Below are 16,016 nucleotides of genomic sequence, written 5' to 3' on the forward strand. Positions count from 1 at the left end.
GTGGCGATCAGCGCCAGGTAATGCTCTTGAGGTAATCGAGCATCGTTTTATGGCGTCCGGCCAGGTTCTGGATCGATGACGCGTCTTGAATCTGTTGCGGATGGCTTGACAGAATAAAACGCTCAAACGCAGATTGGATCTTTTCCGCCTCTTGCAACCAGTTGCGAGTGATCTGATCGAGGCCGCGAATAGCTTCAAGTTTTTCCAGCTTACTGTTCTGCTCGCCGATCTGCGCCTCAATGGTAGCCAGTTCCTGGCGCACACCTTCGAGTCGGCCGCGCACACCCTCTCTTGCCTGGGTGAGGTTGGCGTAAAGGCGCCCTTCTTCGATGCCTTGCAAGTTACCTTTGAGTCGCTTGAGCACCAGTTCGAGGAACTCGCGATCAGGCTTGCGGGTAGCCACCAATTTAAGCGCAGCTTCTATCTCTTCTGCGCTGGGGATCTGTTTATTGAAGATCTCCAGCCAGCCCGGAGCATTGAACTGCGAGATCTGCAGATCAATGTCGCTTTTCTCCTGCTCAAGCTTTGTGCGGTCATCAGTGAGCACACTCTGAGTCTGGCGCAAGCGGGCGAGGTGCGCCGATTCGATTCGATCAAGATCGATTCCAACGTCGGCGAAACGGACCCCGGCCAGGTTGGGCAATGCCCGGCGCAGGTATTCGGTCGCGGTGTTCAAAGGCAGCAGCGCCGCTTCGACCCGACGCACGCAATACTTCACCAGTTCCTCAATTTTCTCTGCCCGTACCGCGGCCGCTACCGTGGTATTGCCCAGGATCTCGTCAACGCGCACCAGAATATTGTTGAACCCGACATTGGTCAGGGCAGCGATTGCTCGCTTGATATCTTCGCCCAAGTGCTGATCGTCGGCGTTGAGTTGGTCCCGAAGATAAAGGCTCTTCTCCTGGACGGCCGGTAAGTGCACAAAGGTTTTATCCGCCACTATCAAGTTGAAATGGCTTTGCGCGGCCTTCATCACCACCCTGTTCGGTAGTGCATAGCCATTCCTATCGTCAAGCGTATTAGCAGTCATAATATTTTTCATCCTTGAAGTATTTAACCAACCATTCAACCAACAACTTCGTTAAAAACCCTGGACAACGCATTGGCATGCCCTTGAATGACACCCCAGGGTTCAATCACTGAATGTAAATCCAGCACCAGCATGCCCAGATCAAGCTCATTATCGAGTTGCAACAATCGATCGGAGGATTCTTCAATACTCACCCAAATAATGGCCCATACATCTTCCAGATTTTTAGCACCGCGCTCAGCGTCACTCATCAGGATTTTCATATCGCTTAGCCGCCCTCCCACTTGATTCAAAAGTTGTGAAAAGCGCGTCTTGCCCATTCTACCCAGCAGTTCGTCCCGATTGGCCAACAGGGTATTTTTCTGTGACCTGACCTTTTCGGCCTGGGATCCGAAGATCCCCCCGGTAATGGCAACCCCGATAGGACCAAACACCAGGCCTGCAAAGGAATAACCGACCAGGTTGTTGTACTCGGCGATTTTTTCCGCGATGTGTGCATCCAGTTCTTTCAGTTGAGCCCTGAGCGCTTCCTCCTGGGCTGGCGCTTCGATACCTGCCTGTTCAACATAGCCCAGCGTGGCCACGACTGCAGGTAGGAGATCTTCTGTTATTTTGCGTGAAAATTCTGAAGCTAACGCTTTGACCGCACTGACACGCTGATAAAAACTCTCGATATCGTTTTTCATTCGCGTGAAATACTTGGCCAGGTTTTGCACCCTTTCGCTGTCGGAGTTGCCCAGGGGAACGGCTGCCAGCGCCGCCCGCTCGGCATCATTGAGCGTATGGATCGTACCGCTCAGATCCTTGTAGCCGGCGAAGCTCTTCAAATGCTCGACCACCTGGATTCCGCTGTTTATAAACCCTTTGGAGAAGAGATCCAGACGGCTTCCGAGGTCCTTGGTGTCGCGTTCCAGCGTTCCCCAGGAAAGCGCATGTTGATGAATGCGCTGGTGCAGTAACTGGATGTCTCGCGGCTCCAGGCCCTTGACCGTGGATTCGGTGTAACCCAGCAGTTTCTCGACTGCGCCAAGGTCCACCGGCAGGCGCAGACTTGCGCTGACATAACGCTTGATATCAATAATGTTGTGTTTCTGAACAATGAAAGTTCCGTCTTTGTAAGTCGACGCTTCAGCACCGGCCATGACGCCAAAGTATTGCACGGGCACATACTTTGCCGCTTCGGCCATAGTGTCCACGCCCTCCAACTCGGCCACGGCTTGATGTGCCACACGCCTTAATTAATTTTGCAACGCTTGCTTTTTATCGATCAGCATAAAAGACCCAATTAAAAAACCACAACACAATTAATAGATACGCTTGCAGAGCGACTTGTTATTCAGCGTCTACAATATATAACGCGAGATCACACTAACCTGCTGAAGTGGACTATTCAACTACGCCCGAGGAGGCAAACACTGTAGGAAAGCAAACCCCTTTCATGAATGATTTTTAACCCCACGAAAGACTGCGCGCTTAATAACGATTGCAAACCGACAGCACCCAATGCATTGCCCCCAATGAATATTGGCAGGTACGACGCCGATACCAATACCGTTTATTTTCAACCCACAAAAAAAAGCACACGTCACTTGCGTGACGTGTGCCTGATGTTGCTCTATGTATCAGTAACCAACTGTAAATCGCTGACGTGCAAAAACATGTTTTTCAACTTCATCAATGATCGCAATGGCGTAATCGGCAAATGTAATCCAACTGCGACCGTCGGCACTGACCAGCAAATCATCCTTGCCGAGACGAAACTTGCCGGTGCGCTCACCTTCAACAAACTCCGCCGATGGCGACACGAAGGTCCAGTCCAGTTCCTGTTCCTTGCGCAGATTCTCCAGGAACAACGCCCCGGCACTCGCTTCAGCCTTGTACTCCTCGGGGAAACCTTCGCTGTCGATCACGCGACCGCCATTGGGCAGCAACAACGAACCGGCCCCTCCCACCACCAACAGCCGTTTAACCCCGGCCTTCTTCACCGGCCCGATCACGGCGCTGGCCGGCAGGGTCGCGAAGTGTGCGGCGCTGATCACCACGTCATGTCCGGCGACCGCCGCTTGCAAGGCGTCGGCATCCAGCGCATCGACGTTCTTGCTGACCACACCGTCGCGCTGGCCGATCTTCGAGGTATCACGGGCGATGGCGGTAACGCGGTGACCGCGACGCAGGGCTTCTTCCAACAGTTGGCTACCGGCACGACCGGTGGCACCGATGATTGCGATTTTGCTCATGACGTTCTCCAGTTGGCTTGAATATGTCTGTATAGATCGTTCCCACGCGGAGCGTGGGAACGATCAGTCACTAAATCCGGTTACCACTTCATCTCGCCCTTGGCGACTTTGGCGCTCAGCTCCAGCGAGCTTTCCTCGCCCAGTGTCGGGTAGCGTTTTTTCATCGCTGCAATCAGCGCGGCAGAATCCTTGGCCTTGGCCGTTTCTTCGTCGAACGCCTTGATGTACTCGGCAGTGAATTGCACGGCCGCCAGGGACCGCGCGCTCTCACCCAGGTAGTGACCCGGCACGATGGTTTTCGGTTTCAGGGTTTCAATCGAATGCAGCGTAGTCAACCAATCGGCATGGGACTGCGCGGTCTGTGTATCCGCCATCCATACGTGGATGTTTTCCGCGACCACCACACCACCGACCACAGCCTTGATCGACGGGATCCACACGAAGCTGCGATCCGGTTGCTTGCCGTCCAGGCCCACCACCTGCAATTTCTGCCCTTCGAGCATCAGGCTGTCGCCCTTGAGCACACCCGGCACGATGGTTTTGGCGGGCACGTCAGCGCCCATTTTCGGGCCCCAGAAGGCGAGTTTGCCGTCGACGGTTTGCTTGATGTGGTCCACGGTCGGTTGCGAGGCCAGCACTTTGGCGTTCGGGAACGCGGCGGTCAGGGTGTCGAGGCCGAAGTAGTAATCCGGGTCGCCGTGGCTGATGTAGATGGTGGTCAGTTGTTTGCCGCTGGCGCGGATCTTCTGCACCACTTGCTCGGCCTGGGATTTGCCGAACTGCGCGTCCACCAGGATTGCGTCTTTCTCGCCGCTGACCAGCACCGAGGTCACCGGGAAAATCGCCTTGTCGCCCGGGTTGTAAACATCCAGGGTCAGGGTCGACGCGGCTGCCGCGTGAGCAGCAAAGCCGAGGGTGGCGGTTGCCAGGAGAATGCGCTTGATTGCGGTGAAACCGATCATCTGTTGCTCCGTTGTCCAAATGCCGTGCGGCGATGGGGGCAGAGCTTAGTTGCCAATCTCAGTACAAAAAATGCGATGCTGGAACATAGTTTGTTTCTAAAAGTGGGCAAATCATGGATCGTCTTCAAGCAATGCAGGTGTTTGTCTCGGTAGTGGACCTGGGCAGCCAGTCGGCGGCGGCCGATCACCTGGACCTGTCGCGGCCGGTGGTGTCACGTTATCTGGCGGAGCTGGAAGATTGGGTCGGCGCCCGGCTGATGCACCGCACCACGCGCAAGTTGAGCCTGACCGCGGCCGGTAGCGAGATCCTGCCGCGCTGTCGGCAGATGCTCGACCTGACCACCGACATGCAAGCCGCCATCAGCGAACCGGACGAAGCACCCCGTGGCCTGCTGCGGATCAGCGTCAGCACCTCGTTCGGCCAGGCGCAACTGGCGGACGCCATGGCCGCGTACGTCAAGCGCTACCCCGGCGTCAGCATCGACATGCAGATGATCGACCGCACGGTGAACCTGGTGGACGAACGCATCGACCTGGCGATCCGCACCAGCAACGACCTCGACCCGAACCTGATCGCCCGGCGCCTGACCGTGTGCCGCTCGGTGATCTGCGCCTCCCCGGCGTATCTGGAAGAACATCCTGCACCGCAACGGGTCGAGGACTTGAGCCAGCATAGTTGCCTGACCCACTCCTACTTCGGCAAAAGCCTGTGGCATTTCGAGCAGGACGGCGAACAGGTCTCGGTGCCGGTGCAGGGCAACATCAGCGCCAACGAGGCCAGCACCCTGCTGCGCGCCACCATGGCCGGCGCCGGCATCGCGATGCTGCCGAGCTACCAGGCCGGCGTGCACATCCACAGCGGCGAACTGATCCGCTTGCTGGCGCATGCCGAGCCGCGGCAGATGAACATGTACGCGGTGTATGCCTCACGCAAACACATGCCGTCGACGATGCGCAGCATGCTCGACTTCCTGGTGCTCAGATTTCCCGAAGAGCCTGAATGGGATAGAGGCAGCTACTAGCTTTGAGCTGCAAGCTGCAAGTTGGAAGCGCGTTGCTTGTAGCTTGTAGCTTGCGGCTGCCCCTGTCTGACCTATGCTGAATGTAAGTACCCAAGGGTATTCGTTCAGAGGTCAACGCCATGAACATCAGAACAAGAAGATACCTCGCCATTTTCATCACCTGCGCGGCGACGCTGGCGCTGTATGGCACTGCGGCCTGGCGGGTCGAGCAGTTGCGCAACCTGCCCCGTGAGTTCGCCAGCTGCAACTACGAGCGCTGTATCCCCCACAACGCGACCCTCAACGCCCTTCGCTAGTGAAGAACGTCAGGCCTCGTTGTCCTGATCGGCCTTCAAACGGTCGCGGAAGGCCTTGGGTGAGATCCCCACGCGACGCCTGAAAAGACGCGTGAAATTGGTCGGATCGGAAAACCCCAACACGTCAGACATTTCATAAATAGTCATGCTGGTGTAGGTCAGCAGGCGCTTGGCTTCCAGCAATTGGCGCTCGTGCATGATCTGCAATGCCGGTTGCCCCGCCAGCTCACGGCAGGTGCCGTTGAGGTGCGACACGGAAATCCCCAGCCGATGGGCCAAGTCCTCGACTTTGACGTGCTGGCGGTACGTCTCTTCCACCAGTTGAATAAAGCCGTTGAGGTATTCCCGGGCGCGCTGCGGGCGCTGGCTGGCGTTGCGGCGCTGGATCACCTGGCGGCTGACCCAGACCATGATCACACTGACCAGCGAATGCATGAGCATTTCCCGGGCCGGTTGATGGCCGGTGTATTCGCTTTGCAACGCCGAAAACAGACTGTTGAGATATTCGCTGTCCTTGCCCGCCGGATAGCTTTCGGCCTGGGCCAGAGCGTTCTCCGAATTACCCAGTTGTGACTGCAAATGCGCCACCAAGGGTGCGGCCAAGGTCACGACAAACCCTTCGACATCCTCGGAAAAACGATAACCGTGCACCGACAGCGGCGGCAGAATCAGCATCGCCGGGTCGGTCAATTGCGTGCGTTTACCTTCGATTTCAAGCTCTGCCTGACCTTTGAAAACGAAGAGTAACTGGCACAGATCAGCGTGGCGGTGGGGTTTGATTTCCCATTGATGTTCGCGACTGCGTTTGGAAATGGTTTCACAGTGCAGCAAGTCGGGGGTCGGCCAGTCCAGGCTTTCACCGTAGAGCTTGAACACCGGAATCGAAGGCAGGTCAGGCTTGTTCATCACTTCAATCCAGGCCTCGGAGTAGACGGGGCGATAATCGCACCGATTGGCAGAATGTACAGGTATCGGCTCAGTTTTCACCTTCAATTGACAGACTCGCAAGGGAAAAATGCAAGCACTCGATCCATAAAAATTATTCACCGGCTCTGGTCGCGTGACACTTGCGAGTCATAAAAACAATGAAAACGCTGAAGACCCAAATCGCCATCATTGGTGCCGGCCCCTCCGGTTTATTGCTCGGCCAATTGCTGCACAACGCCGGCATCGACACCCTCATTCTTGAACGCCAGACACCGGATTATGTACTCGGTCGAATCCGCGCCGGGGTCCTTGAACAAGGCATGGTAGAGCTGTTGCGCCAGGCCGGCGTAGGTCAGCGTATGGACGCCGAAGGACTGGTGCATGGCGGCTTCGACCTCGCCCTCGACGGCCGCCAGGTTCACATCGACCTGCACGCCCTGACCGGTGGCAAAACCGTGATGATCTACGGCCAGACCGAAGTCACCCGCGACCTGATGGCCGCCCGTCGGGACGCTGGCGCACAGACGATTTATCAAGCGAGCAATGTCGTTCCCCATGGCATGAAAAGCGACGAAGCCTTTGTCACGTTTGAAAAAGATGGCGAGACGTATCGCCTCGATTGCGACTACATCGCCGGTTGCGACGGTTTCCATGGCGTGGCCCGGCAATCGATTCCCGCCGAGTGCCTGAAAGTCTTCGAACGGGTCTATCCGTTCGGCTGGCTGGGGATTTTGGCCGACACGCCGCCGGTCCACGAAGAACTGGTCTACGCCCGCCACGAACGCGGGTTCGCGCTGTGCAGCATGCGTTCGGCGACTCGCACCCGTTATTACCTGCAAGTGCCGGTCGAGGAGAGCGTCGAGGATTGGTCCGATCAACGCTTCTGGGACGAGCTCAAATCCCGTCTGCCCCGGGCGCTGGCGGACAAACTGGTCACCGGGCCGTCCATCGAGAAAAGCATCGCGCCGCTGCGCAGTTTTGTCGTGGAACCGATGCAATACGGGCGGATGTTCCTGGTCGGTGATGCGGCGCACATCGTCCCGCCCACCGGCGCCAAGGGCCTGAACCTGGCCGCCAGCGACGTCAGCACGCTGTTCAATATTCTGCTGAAGGTGTACCGCGACGGGCGTGTGGATTTGCTGGAAAAGTATTCGCAAATCTGCCTGCGCCGGGTCTGGAAAGCCGAGCGGTTTTCCTGGTGGATGACCTCGATGCTGCACCATTTCGAGGAGCACGATGCCTTCAGCCAGCGCATCAGCGCCTCGGAGCTGGACTACTTTGTGAACTCCGAGGCGGGTCGAAAAACTATTGCAGAAAATTACGTCGGGCTTCCATACGAGGCTATCGAATAGCCTGCTATCGACTTACACTGGCGAGCATTCACCCGCTCGCCGTGCCCGCAGGTTTACCGTGACCAATCTGAACCAGCCTGAAACGCCCAAACCGGCCATTCGCAGTGTCTTGATCGCCCTGATGCTGGCGATCTTTCTCGGCGCGCTGGACCAGACCATCGTCGCGGTGTCGATGCCGGCCATTTCCGCGCAGTTCAAGGATGTCAGCCTGCTGGCCTGGGTGATTGCCGGCTACATGGTGGCGATGACCGTGGCAGTGCCGATTTACGGCAAACTTGGCGATCTGTATGGGCGGCGCAAGTTGATGCTGTTCGGCATGGGTCTGTTCACGGTGGCCTCGTTCTTTTGCGGCATGGCCCAGAGCATGGAGCAACTGGTGCTGGCGCGGATCCTTCAGGGCATCGGCGCCGGCGGGATGATTTCGGTCAGCCAGGCGATCATCGGCGACATCGTCCCGCCCCGGGAGCGCGGTCGTTATCAGGGTTACTTCAGCAGCATGTACGCGGTGGCCAGTGTCGCCGGGCCGGTGCTCGGCGGGTACATGACCGAATACCTGTCCTGGCGCTGGGTGTTCCTGATCAACCTGCCGCTGGGCCTCGGCGCCTGGCTGGTGGCCAATCGCACGCTGGTGGGGCTGCCGGTGCCGCAACGCAAACCGGTCATCGATTACCTCGGCACCTTGCTGATGATTGTCGGGTTGACTGCGTTGTTGCTCGGCATCACTCAGGTCGGCCAAGGGCATTCATGGCGCAGCGCCGAAGTGCTCGGCCTGCTCGGTTGCGCGGTGGCGGTACTGGCGCTGTTTGTCTGGCATGAGCGCCGTGCGCGGGAGCCGTTGCTGCCGATGCATTTGTTCGCCAACCGCGACGCGATCTTTTGCTGGTGCACGATTTTCTTCACCAGTTTCCAGGCCATTTCCCTGATCGTGCTGATGCCGTTGCGCTTCCAGAGCGTCACCGGCGCCGGGGCCGACAGCGCCGCGCTGCACCTGTTGCCGCTGGCGATTGGCTTGCCGATTGGCGCCTATTTCGCCGGGCGCCGCACGTCGGTGACCGGACGCTACAAGCCGATGATTCTGACCGGCGCGCTGCTGATGCCGCTCTCGATTCTGGGCATGGCGTTCAGTGCACCCCAGGCCTTGTTGATGAGCAGCCTGTTTATGTTGCTCAGCGGAATCGCCAGCGGCATGCAGTTCCCGACGTCATTGGTCGGCACGCAGAATTCGGTGGCGCAACGGGATATCGGCGTCGCCACCAGCACCACCAACCTGTTCCGCTCGCTGGGTGGCGCGGTGGGCGTGGCGTTGATGTCGGCGCTGTTGCTGGCGTTGTTGCAGGATTCGAGTTTCGCCCACCTGGCCGGCTCGACGCTGATTGCCGAGGGGCGTTCGGGGAATGTCTTGCTCGACGGTTTGAACGCCGCGCCGGGGGAGGCGCAGAACGCCTTGCGCGCGGAGTTGCTGCTGACGTTCCGGCATTTGCTGATGGTCAGTGCGGCGGTCTCGTTGTTGGGGTTGGCGGCGGCAGTGGCCATGCCGAACAGGGTGTTGCGGGGGCGGGAAGATAAGGTTCGTTAGCGGATCGTTCCCACGCTCCGCGTGGGAATGCCTCAACGGACGCTCCGCGTTCGGCTTTGGATGGGACGCGCAGCGCCCCGGGCTGCATTCCCACGCAGAGCGTGGGAACGATCATTGCTCAAGGGCTGTAATACCCGACAGCCACCAGAAAATGCCCAACCTTCTTCAGATAAGCATGCTTGTCCTCAACCTTCCCGGTCACCGGGTTCTTCCAGCGATACTCGTACTCGCCCTGATCCTGCTTGGCGATCAACGCCAGAATCGGTTCGCCCACCGGTTTGCCTTCCGGGTCGTTGACCTTGCCGAAGTCGGTATTGATCAGCCTTAGATTGGTGCCATGGGCGACGTAGCGCTGGTTATTCAGATCGACCACGAACACATACAAGTCGTCCTGCAAGTAGCCGCCCTTGAGCGAGTTGATCGCCGTCAGCGTGCCCTTCTCATCTTTGGAGAGGTCGGCGGCGGCTTTATCGAGCAAGGCCTGGGCTTGCTGCGCCGATGCGCGGGGCACGTAGTAACCGACCGCCAGGATCCGCTGGCCAATGCGCTGATAGAACACGTGCTTGCGCTCGACCTTGCCGTCTGCCCAGTTCTGCCAGCGGTATTCGGCCTGCTGGATGCCGTTGCCTTCCGGCACTTTCAGGGCGTCCTTGAAGGCTTTCTGCAAATCCGGCGGCAGGGTCTCGGACACGTCGCGCCCGATCAACGCCGAGGACGGCCCACCGCTGGCGAGCATCACGCCTTGGGTGTCGACCACGAAGACGTAACGGTCCTTGTCGACAAACTCGCCCTGTCGGCTGAACGCCGCGAAGGCCTTGTCGCCATTGTCGTGGTAATACGCCAGGGCTTTTTCCAGCAAGGCCCGGGCCGCCTGGCCGTCATCCTTGGCTGCCGTGGCCGCCTGAACCTGGCCCAGGCTCAGCAACAACATCCCCCCCAACCACGCCAACTTGTGCACAAACCCCATAGCGCATCCCTCGTTCTTGTTGATGTTTCAAGAGCGTAGACGGGGTTGGGGATATGGATGGATATTCAGCGAATCGCGGTGCGCGAGGCGAAAGAGCACTTTGAGGTGAGAGCGCTTTTGTGGCGAGGGAGCTTGCTCCCGCTCGGCTGCGCAGCAGTCGTAAACCCTGAGCATGCGGTGTGCCTGACACACTGCGGGGGAGCGCTTCGCACTCCAGCGGGAGCAAGCTCCCTCGCCACAGGCAAGCCCCTCGCCACAAAAGCGCCTTTGCTACAGCGTTGGCGCGGCGGGCTATTTCGCCCGGGCGTTGATCTGCTGCTGCAAATTCTGGATCTGCGCTTGCAGGGTGTTGAGGTTGCGGGTGGTCTGGGCGCGGAAGGCGTCGAACTCGGCGGTGTTGGTCGGGTTTGGCGCGACGGCGGCCGGGCGGTTGTCCTGCTCGCTTTTGAGCACGACGATTTCCTGTTCCAGACGATCGATCGCCGCTGTCGGGTTGCCCTGTTTCTTCAGCGCTGCGATGTCGGCGTTGAGGCTTTTCAGCTCGGCGTCGACTTTGCTGGTGTCGGCCGGCGTGCTTTTCAGGGTCGCCAGGTCCGTGCTCAAGGTTTTCACCTGGGCCTGCAACTGCGCGTTGGCCGCCGTTTGCGCCGTGGTTTGCGCCGTCATCTGCGCCAGACGTTTGTCCAGATCGCTGGTCTGGCCGACCACACCCAGTTGGGCCTGGCTCTGGTCCTGGAGTTTGCTTTCCAGTTGTTTGATTTGCAGTTTCAGCGCTTCGCTGTCGCTGGAGACATTCGACTGGCTGGCCACCACCTTGCCGGAAATGTCCTGCAGGCGCCCCGCCGCTTCCTCACTGATCCGCGCGAAACTTTCCTGGGTCGCTACCAGTTGCTGCTCCATCAGCGAAATCTGCTGGAAACTCCACCAGGCCAGGCCCGCGAACGCGAAGAACAACGCGCCGACCAAGGCCCACAACGGCCCGGTGCTGGCGCTTTTGACTTTGGTCACCGGCACCGGGCGCGAGTGCACGGTGGTGCGTTCACGGGCGGCCGGTGTGGTTGGGAAATCGTCGTCATCGAGGGGGTCGGCACGCAGGCTCGGTACATCGTCGAAGTCGTCGTTGGCATCGTTACGCATGGACATTGAGGCAACCTTTGTGGAACGCGGTGATGGCTGGGTGCGGCGAAGTATAACCCCCACTGCCGCATGGGTTGACCCTCAACCCCGCACTCGGTTCAGTGTCGGGACAGGTCCTACACCCATCAGCGAATATCCTGAGCCTTCCACCAGACGCAGAATTCATCGAGGGCGGCCCAGAGGCTGACTTTCGGATCGTAGTCCAGATAATGCCGGGCGCGGCTGATGTCCAAGGTGAAATTTTTGTTCATCACCTGCATACCCAAGCGCGACAGGGTCGGCTCGGGGCGCCCCGGCCAGAGTTTGCACACGCCTTCATTGAGCGCCGCGACGCTGTAGGCCAGGCCGTAGGAACGGTAGCGAGTGACCTGTGGGACGTCCATTTTGCGCATCACATAATTCACCACATCCCACAACGGCACCGGCGCACCGTTGCTGATGTTGTAGGCCTTGCCCAATGCCGAGCCGCTGGCCAGCAAACTGCTGAGCAACGCTTCGTTGAGGTTTTGCATGCTGGTGAAATCGACCTTGTTCAGGCCGTTGCCGACAATCGCCAAGCGCCCCTTGCGCTGCATCTTCAGCAGACGCGGGAAGATGCTCATGTCGCCGGCACCGGTGACGAACCGCGGGCGCAGGGCAATGGTTTCGAGGCCGAATTCCTGGGCGCCGAAGACCTTTTGCTCGGCGAGGTACTTGGTGGCGGCATAGTGATGCTTGAAACGCTTGGGCACTTGCTCTTCGGTCAGGCCCAGATGATCGCGGCCATCGAAGTAGATCGACGGCGACGACAGGTGCACCAGGCGCCGGACCCGCTGTTTCAGGCAGGCCTCGACCACGTTTTCGGTGACTTGGACGTTGCCCTGGTGAAACTCCTGATAGCGGCCCCACAAACCGACGGCGCCGGCGCAGTGCACCACGGCTTCGACGTCGGCGCACAGGTCGCGCACCAGTTCCGGGTCGCTCAAGTCACCCTGGATAAATTCGGCGCCACGGCGCACCAGGTGCTCGACGCCCTCGGCCCGGCGACCGTTGACCCGCACGTCCAGGCCCTGCTCCAGGGCGAAACGCGCAAAGCGTCCGCCAATGAAGCCGCTTGCGCCGGTGACCAGAATTTTCATGTAAAGCTCCAACAAAGCAGCAGCGAGCTTCAAGCTTCAAGCCGCAAGTTAAAAACACACCGCAAGCACTTCACTTGCAGCTTGCAGCTTGACGCTCATGGCTGCTCTCGGGGCACCAGCCATTGCTTCGACGAACGTACCAATTGGTCAGTGAGTAAACCCAGCAGCTGACCGCCATTGCGCCAATGATGCCAGTACAGCGGCACATCGATGGGCTTATCTGGCAAAAGCTCCACTAAAACACCTCGTTGCAGCTGCTCGCGCACCTGCAATTCCGGCACCAGGCCCCAGCCCAGCCCGGCTTCCGTGAGGCGGATAAAACCTTCGGACGATGGGCACAGATGGTGTTCGAAACCGCCGTCCACGCCGAGAGATGCAAGGTAGCGATGCTGTAGGAAATCATCCGGGCCAAACACCAGCGCCGGGGTGCGCGGCAGCAACTCGGCGCGCACACCGTCGGGGAAATGCCGGGCAATGAACGCCGGGCTGGCCAACGCCCGGTAACGCATGGCGCCCAACAATACGCTGCGAGCCCCGGCCACCGGGCGTTCGCTGGCACAGAGACACGCCGCCACTTCCCCGGCGCGCATGCGTTTGAGGCCCACGGTCTGGTCTTCAACGACCAAGTCCATCAACAAATGTTGCTCGGCGCAAAAATCCCCCACCGCATCGGCCCACCAGGTGGCGAGGCTGTCAGCGTTGAGGGCGATACGCAGGCGTTCCGGCAGGCCTGCTTCATCCAGCGCCGGCACCAGGGTCAGCAAATCCCGCTCAAGCAAGCGCACCTGCTGCACATGGTTGAGCAAACGCCGACCGATTTCAGTCGGCGCTGGCGGCGTCGCCCGCACCAACACCGGTTGGCCAATCCGCGCTTCCAGCAGTTTGATCCGCTGGGAGATCGCCGATTGCGACAACCCCAGCACCTGGGCGGCGCGTTCGAATCCGGCCTGCTCGACCACGGCGGCCAAGGCAGAAAGCAATTTATAGTCGAACATCAGTTTTCCTAATGAGCGATCAGCACTATTGGTTTTTCTTATACAGCGTAGCGCCGGAGAATGGCCAGCAAGAACTCTTGAACAAGGAATACCGACATGGCTGGCGAAACCTCATTGGCAACCCTGCTGCGCAGCATGAGCCCGCAACTCAACGCCGGCGAGTATGTGTTTTGTACGTTGCGCGACGGCACGCTGCCGGCGGGCCTGGAGATTGTCGGCAGCTTTCGCGAGCAGGAAGGTCTGACCGTAATTTTGGAAAAATCCCACGCCGAAAAGGCCGGCTTCAGCTTCGACTACGTCGCCGCGTGGATCACCTTGAACGTGCACTCGGCCCTGGAAGCCGTCGGCCTCACCGCCGCCTTCGCCACCGCACTGGGCAAGGCCGGCATCAGTTGCAACGTGATCGCCGGTTATTACCATGACCATTTATTCGTCGGCCAGGCCGATGCCGAACGCGCCCTGCAGGTGTTGCGGGATCTCGCGGCCAACGGGGAGTAGAAAACCATGTGGCAAAGCTATGTAAATGGCCTGTTGGTCGCGGCGGGGCTGATCATGGCGATCGGCACCCAGAACGCCTTTGTGCTGGCCCAGAGCCTGCGCCGCGAACATCACCTGCCGGTCGCGGCGCTGTGCGTCGTTTGTGATGCGCTGCTGGTGGCTGCGGGCGTATTCGGTCTGGCGACCGTGCTGGCGCATAACCCGACCTTGCTGGCGGTGGCCCGTTGGGGCGGCGCGGCGTTTCTGATTTGGTACGGTAGCCAGGCATTGCGCCGGGCCTGCGCGAAACAAAGCCTGGAACAGGGCGAAAACCAGACCGTGCGTTCGCTGCGGGCGGTGATGCTCAGTGCGTTGGCGGTGACCCTGCTCAATCCGCACGTTTATCTGGATACGGTTTTGCTGATCGGCTCCCTCGGCGCCCAACAGACCGAGCCCGGCGCCTATGTCGTCGGCGCGGCGAGCGCTTCTTTATTGTGGTTCTTTACGTTGGCGCTGGGCGCGGCATGGTTGGCGCCGTGGCTGGCACGGCCGAGTACCTGGCGGATTCTTGATCTGTTGGTGGCGGTGATGATGTTCACCGTAGCGTTCCAATTAATCACCACGCGCTGATTTATTCCAAAAGGCTAAGGGGATGCCCTCACTAAATGACGGTCGCGCCGCCACCCCGCAAAGCGCAAGACTAGGCGTGAGGAGCGAGGTATGGTGGTTCAAATGAGCGACGAACAACGACGGATTGCGCTTTGCGGGGTGGCGGCCCTTCGGGTTGGAGCTGTGATCGTGCCATGCGGCGTTGCGGGACTCGAAGAGGCAAAAAGCATCCTCTTCGTCCCGCGCCTTGCCTGGCACGATCACAGCTCCAACGCGATCCGTCATTTAGTGAGGGCATCCCCTTGAACCTCTATCCCACACAGTTGTTGCGTGGTTATGCCGCACCCCCGGTGCTATGATCCGGTTCGATGCGCCGCAAAGAGTACAAACTCCCCGGCGCTTGTCTGGCCGCCCGTGATCGGCCTTGCGCTCACCGCAACTGACCTGATTAGGAGAATCATCATGGCTTTCGAATTGCCGCCGCTGCCCTACGCACACGATGCCCTGCAGCCGCACATTTCCAAGGAAACTCTGGAATACCACCACGACAAGCACCACAACACCTACGTCGTGAACCTGAACAACCTGGTGCCAGGCACCGAGTTCGAAGGCAAGACCCTGGAAGAAATCGTCAAATCTTCTTCGGGCGGCATCTTCAACAACGCCGCTCAGGTCTGGAACCACACCTTCTACTGGAACTGCCTGGCGCCAAACGCCGGCGGTCAACCGACCGGCGCGCTGGCTGAAGCCATCAACGCTTCGTTCGGTTCGTTCGACAAGTTCAAAGAAGAATTCAGCAAAACCTCCATCGGCACCTTCGGTTCCGGCTGGGGCTGGCTGGTGAAAAAAGCTGACGGTTCCCTGGCCCTGGCCAGCACCATCGGCGCAGGCAACCCGCTGACCAACGGCGACACCCCGCTGCTGACCTGCGACGTCTGGGAACACGCTTACTACATCGACTACCGCAACGTTCGTCCGAAGTACGTCGAAGCGTTCTGGAACCTGGTCAACTGGAAATTCGTGGCTGAGCAGTTCGAAGGCAAAACCTTCACCGCTTAAGATCGAAACCAGTCAAAAAAACCCGGCTTAGGTCGGGTTTAATGAGATGGTCAGCCTGACCGAGAAGCCCTGCAGGTTTACGCTTGCAGGGCTTTTCTCGTTTTCGGCGGCTACTCATCGAGGGCCGAGCGTTGTTACAGCAACGCTCACAACGAGCCCGGATACATTAGCGCAAGCCAGCTTTACCGAAAACAGCCCATGAGGTTGCAGGAGATGGGCTGACCATACATTTTTATGGGCGCTGGAAAGGTG

Annotated in this window: 16 protein-coding genes; 7 read left to right on the plus strand and 9 right to left on the minus strand. The window is 59.1% G+C overall.

What is annotated here, in order from left to right:
- Positions 1-7 precede the first annotated feature (7 nt).
- The 4 genes from FQ192_RS07000 to FQ192_RS07015 form a co-directional block, all read right to left on the minus strand.
- Complete coding sequence (locus FQ192_RS07000; protein ID WP_178129030.1) at positions 8-1,030, minus strand: alpha-xenorhabdolysin family binary toxin subunit B; 1,023 nt, start codon at positions 1,028-1,030, stop codon at positions 8-10.
- Between the two features lie 35 nt (positions 1,031-1,065).
- Positions 1,066-2,217: an alpha-xenorhabdolysin family binary toxin subunit A gene (locus FQ192_RS07005; protein ID WP_149657944.1), complete on the minus strand. Its 1,152-nt coding sequence runs from the start codon at positions 2,215-2,217 to the stop codon at positions 1,066-1,068.
- Positions 2,218-2,652: 435 nt separating this feature from the next.
- Entirely contained in the window at positions 2,653-3,267 is a 615-nt protein-coding gene (locus FQ192_RS07010; protein WP_149657945.1) for an NAD(P)-dependent oxidoreductase, read from the minus strand.
- Positions 3,268-3,347: 80 nt separating this feature from the next.
- A complete protein-coding gene (locus FQ192_RS07015; protein WP_149657946.1) occupies positions 3,348-4,229 on the minus strand; it encodes an MBL fold metallo-hydrolase in 882 nt (293 codons plus the stop codon).
- 113 nt (positions 4,230-4,342) lie between these two features.
- Here FQ192_RS07015 and FQ192_RS07020 point away from each other — a divergent pair, with 113 nt between their 5' ends.
- Positions 4,343-5,251 carry a LysR family transcriptional regulator gene (locus FQ192_RS07020; RefSeq protein WP_149657947.1) on the plus strand — a complete coding sequence of 303 codons (909 nt, stop codon included), beginning with the start codon at positions 4,343-4,345 and terminating at the stop codon, positions 5,249-5,251.
- 119 nt (positions 5,252-5,370) lie between these two features.
- On the plus strand, positions 5,371-5,547 hold the full coding sequence (locus tag FQ192_RS33955) for a hypothetical protein (RefSeq protein WP_166656028.1): 177 nt from the start codon (positions 5,371-5,373) through the stop codon (positions 5,545-5,547).
- 9 nt (positions 5,548-5,556) lie between these two features.
- Here the strand turns inward: FQ192_RS33955 and FQ192_RS07025 are convergent, their stop codons facing one another.
- Positions 5,557-6,453 (minus strand): helix-turn-helix domain-containing protein, encoded by an 897-nt coding sequence (locus FQ192_RS07025; RefSeq protein WP_149657948.1) that lies wholly within the window; start codon positions 6,451-6,453, stop codon positions 5,557-5,559.
- Positions 6,454-6,641: 188 nt separating this feature from the next.
- Here FQ192_RS07025 and pobA point away from each other — a divergent pair, with 188 nt between their 5' ends.
- Both pobA and FQ192_RS07035 read left to right on the plus strand, forming a co-directional pair.
- Positions 6,642-7,826, plus strand: a complete 1,185-nt coding sequence (pobA, locus tag FQ192_RS07030; RefSeq protein ID WP_372242330.1) for a 4-hydroxybenzoate 3-monooxygenase — start codon at positions 6,642-6,644, stop codon at positions 7,824-7,826.
- Positions 7,827-7,884: 58 nt separating this feature from the next.
- Positions 7,885-9,402: an MDR family MFS transporter gene (locus tag FQ192_RS07035; RefSeq protein ID WP_149657950.1), complete on the plus strand. Its 1,518-nt coding sequence runs from the start codon at positions 7,885-7,887 to the stop codon at positions 9,400-9,402.
- A gap of 118 nt (positions 9,403-9,520) precedes the next feature.
- Here the strand turns inward: FQ192_RS07035 and FQ192_RS07040 are convergent, their stop codons facing one another.
- The 4 genes from FQ192_RS07040 to FQ192_RS07060 form a co-directional block, all read right to left on the minus strand.
- The gene (locus FQ192_RS07040; protein WP_149657951.1) at positions 9,521-10,369 is read right to left on the minus strand and encodes a cache domain-containing protein; all 849 of its coding nucleotides are present in this window, start codon (positions 10,367-10,369) and stop codon (positions 9,521-9,523) included.
- A 291-nt stretch (positions 10,370-10,660) separates the two neighbouring features.
- Positions 10,661-11,506 carry an ATPase gene (locus tag FQ192_RS07050; protein WP_149658162.1) on the minus strand — a complete coding sequence of 282 codons (846 nt, stop codon included), beginning with the start codon at positions 11,504-11,506 and terminating at the stop codon, positions 10,661-10,663.
- A gap of 125 nt (positions 11,507-11,631) precedes the next feature.
- Entirely contained in the window at positions 11,632-12,624 is a 993-nt protein-coding gene (locus FQ192_RS07055; protein ID WP_149657952.1) for an NAD(P)-dependent oxidoreductase, read from the minus strand.
- 95 nt (positions 12,625-12,719) lie between these two features.
- Entirely contained in the window at positions 12,720-13,619 is a 900-nt protein-coding gene (locus FQ192_RS07060; RefSeq protein ID WP_149657953.1) for a LysR family transcriptional regulator ArgP, read from the minus strand.
- 96 nt (positions 13,620-13,715) lie between these two features.
- Here FQ192_RS07060 and FQ192_RS07065 point away from each other — a divergent pair, with 96 nt between their 5' ends.
- From FQ192_RS07065 to FQ192_RS07075, 3 genes are all read left to right on the plus strand, one after another.
- On the plus strand, positions 13,716-14,117 hold the full coding sequence (locus FQ192_RS07065) for an ACT domain-containing protein (protein ID WP_149657954.1): 402 nt from the start codon (positions 13,716-13,718) through the stop codon (positions 14,115-14,117).
- A gap of 6 nt (positions 14,118-14,123) precedes the next feature.
- Positions 14,124-14,726: a LysE/ArgO family amino acid transporter gene (locus FQ192_RS07070; RefSeq protein WP_149657955.1), complete on the plus strand. Its 603-nt coding sequence runs from the start codon at positions 14,124-14,126 to the stop codon at positions 14,724-14,726.
- Between the two features lie 441 nt (positions 14,727-15,167).
- Entirely contained in the window at positions 15,168-15,764 is a 597-nt protein-coding gene (locus FQ192_RS07075; protein WP_008034365.1) for a superoxide dismutase, read from the plus strand.
- Positions 15,765-16,016 lie beyond the last annotated feature (252 nt).

Origin of the sequence: Pseudomonas sp. ANT_J12, from assembly GCF_008370045.1 — a bacterium.
Lineage (GTDB): Bacteria > Pseudomonadota > Gammaproteobacteria > Pseudomonadales > Pseudomonadaceae > Aquipseudomonas.

Excerpts from the sequence above, each read along its gene's own strand:
- FQ192_RS07000 (WP_178129030.1), bottom strand. The coding sequence starts at position 1,030 with ATGACTGCTAATACGCTTGACGATAGGAATGGCTATGCACTACCGAAC.
- FQ192_RS07005 (WP_149657944.1), bottom strand. The coding sequence starts at position 2,217 with ATGGCCGAAGCGGCAAAGTATGTGCCCGTGCAATACTTTGGCGTCATG.
- FQ192_RS07010 (WP_149657945.1), bottom strand. The coding sequence starts at position 3,267 with ATGAGCAAAATCGCAATCATCGGTGCCACCGGTCGTGCCGGTAGCCAA.
- FQ192_RS07015 (WP_149657946.1), bottom strand. The coding sequence starts at position 4,229 with ATGATCGGTTTCACCGCAATCAAGCGCATTCTCCTGGCAACCGCCACC.
- FQ192_RS07020 (WP_149657947.1), top strand. The coding sequence starts at position 4,343 with ATGGATCGTCTTCAAGCAATGCAGGTGTTTGTCTCGGTAGTGGACCTG.
- FQ192_RS33955 (WP_166656028.1), top strand. The coding sequence starts at position 5,371 with ATGAACATCAGAACAAGAAGATACCTCGCCATTTTCATCACCTGCGCG.
- FQ192_RS07025 (WP_149657948.1), bottom strand. The coding sequence starts at position 6,453 with ATGAACAAGCCTGACCTGCCTTCGATTCCGGTGTTCAAGCTCTACGGT.
- FQ192_RS07040 (WP_149657951.1), bottom strand. The coding sequence starts at position 10,369 with ATGGGGTTTGTGCACAAGTTGGCGTGGTTGGGGGGGATGTTGTTGCTG.
- FQ192_RS07050 (WP_149658162.1), bottom strand. The coding sequence starts at position 11,506 with ATGCGTAACGATGCCAACGACGACTTCGACGATGTACCGAGCCTGCGT.
- FQ192_RS07055 (WP_149657952.1), bottom strand. The coding sequence starts at position 12,624 with ATGAAAATTCTGGTCACCGGCGCAAGCGGCTTCATTGGCGGACGCTTT.
- FQ192_RS07060 (WP_149657953.1), bottom strand. The coding sequence starts at position 13,619 with ATGTTCGACTATAAATTGCTTTCTGCCTTGGCCGCCGTGGTCGAGCAG.
- FQ192_RS07065 (WP_149657954.1), top strand. The coding sequence starts at position 13,716 with ATGGCTGGCGAAACCTCATTGGCAACCCTGCTGCGCAGCATGAGCCCG.
- FQ192_RS07070 (WP_149657955.1), top strand. The coding sequence starts at position 14,124 with ATGTGGCAAAGCTATGTAAATGGCCTGTTGGTCGCGGCGGGGCTGATC.
- FQ192_RS07075 (WP_008034365.1), top strand. The coding sequence starts at position 15,168 with ATGGCTTTCGAATTGCCGCCGCTGCCCTACGCACACGATGCCCTGCAG.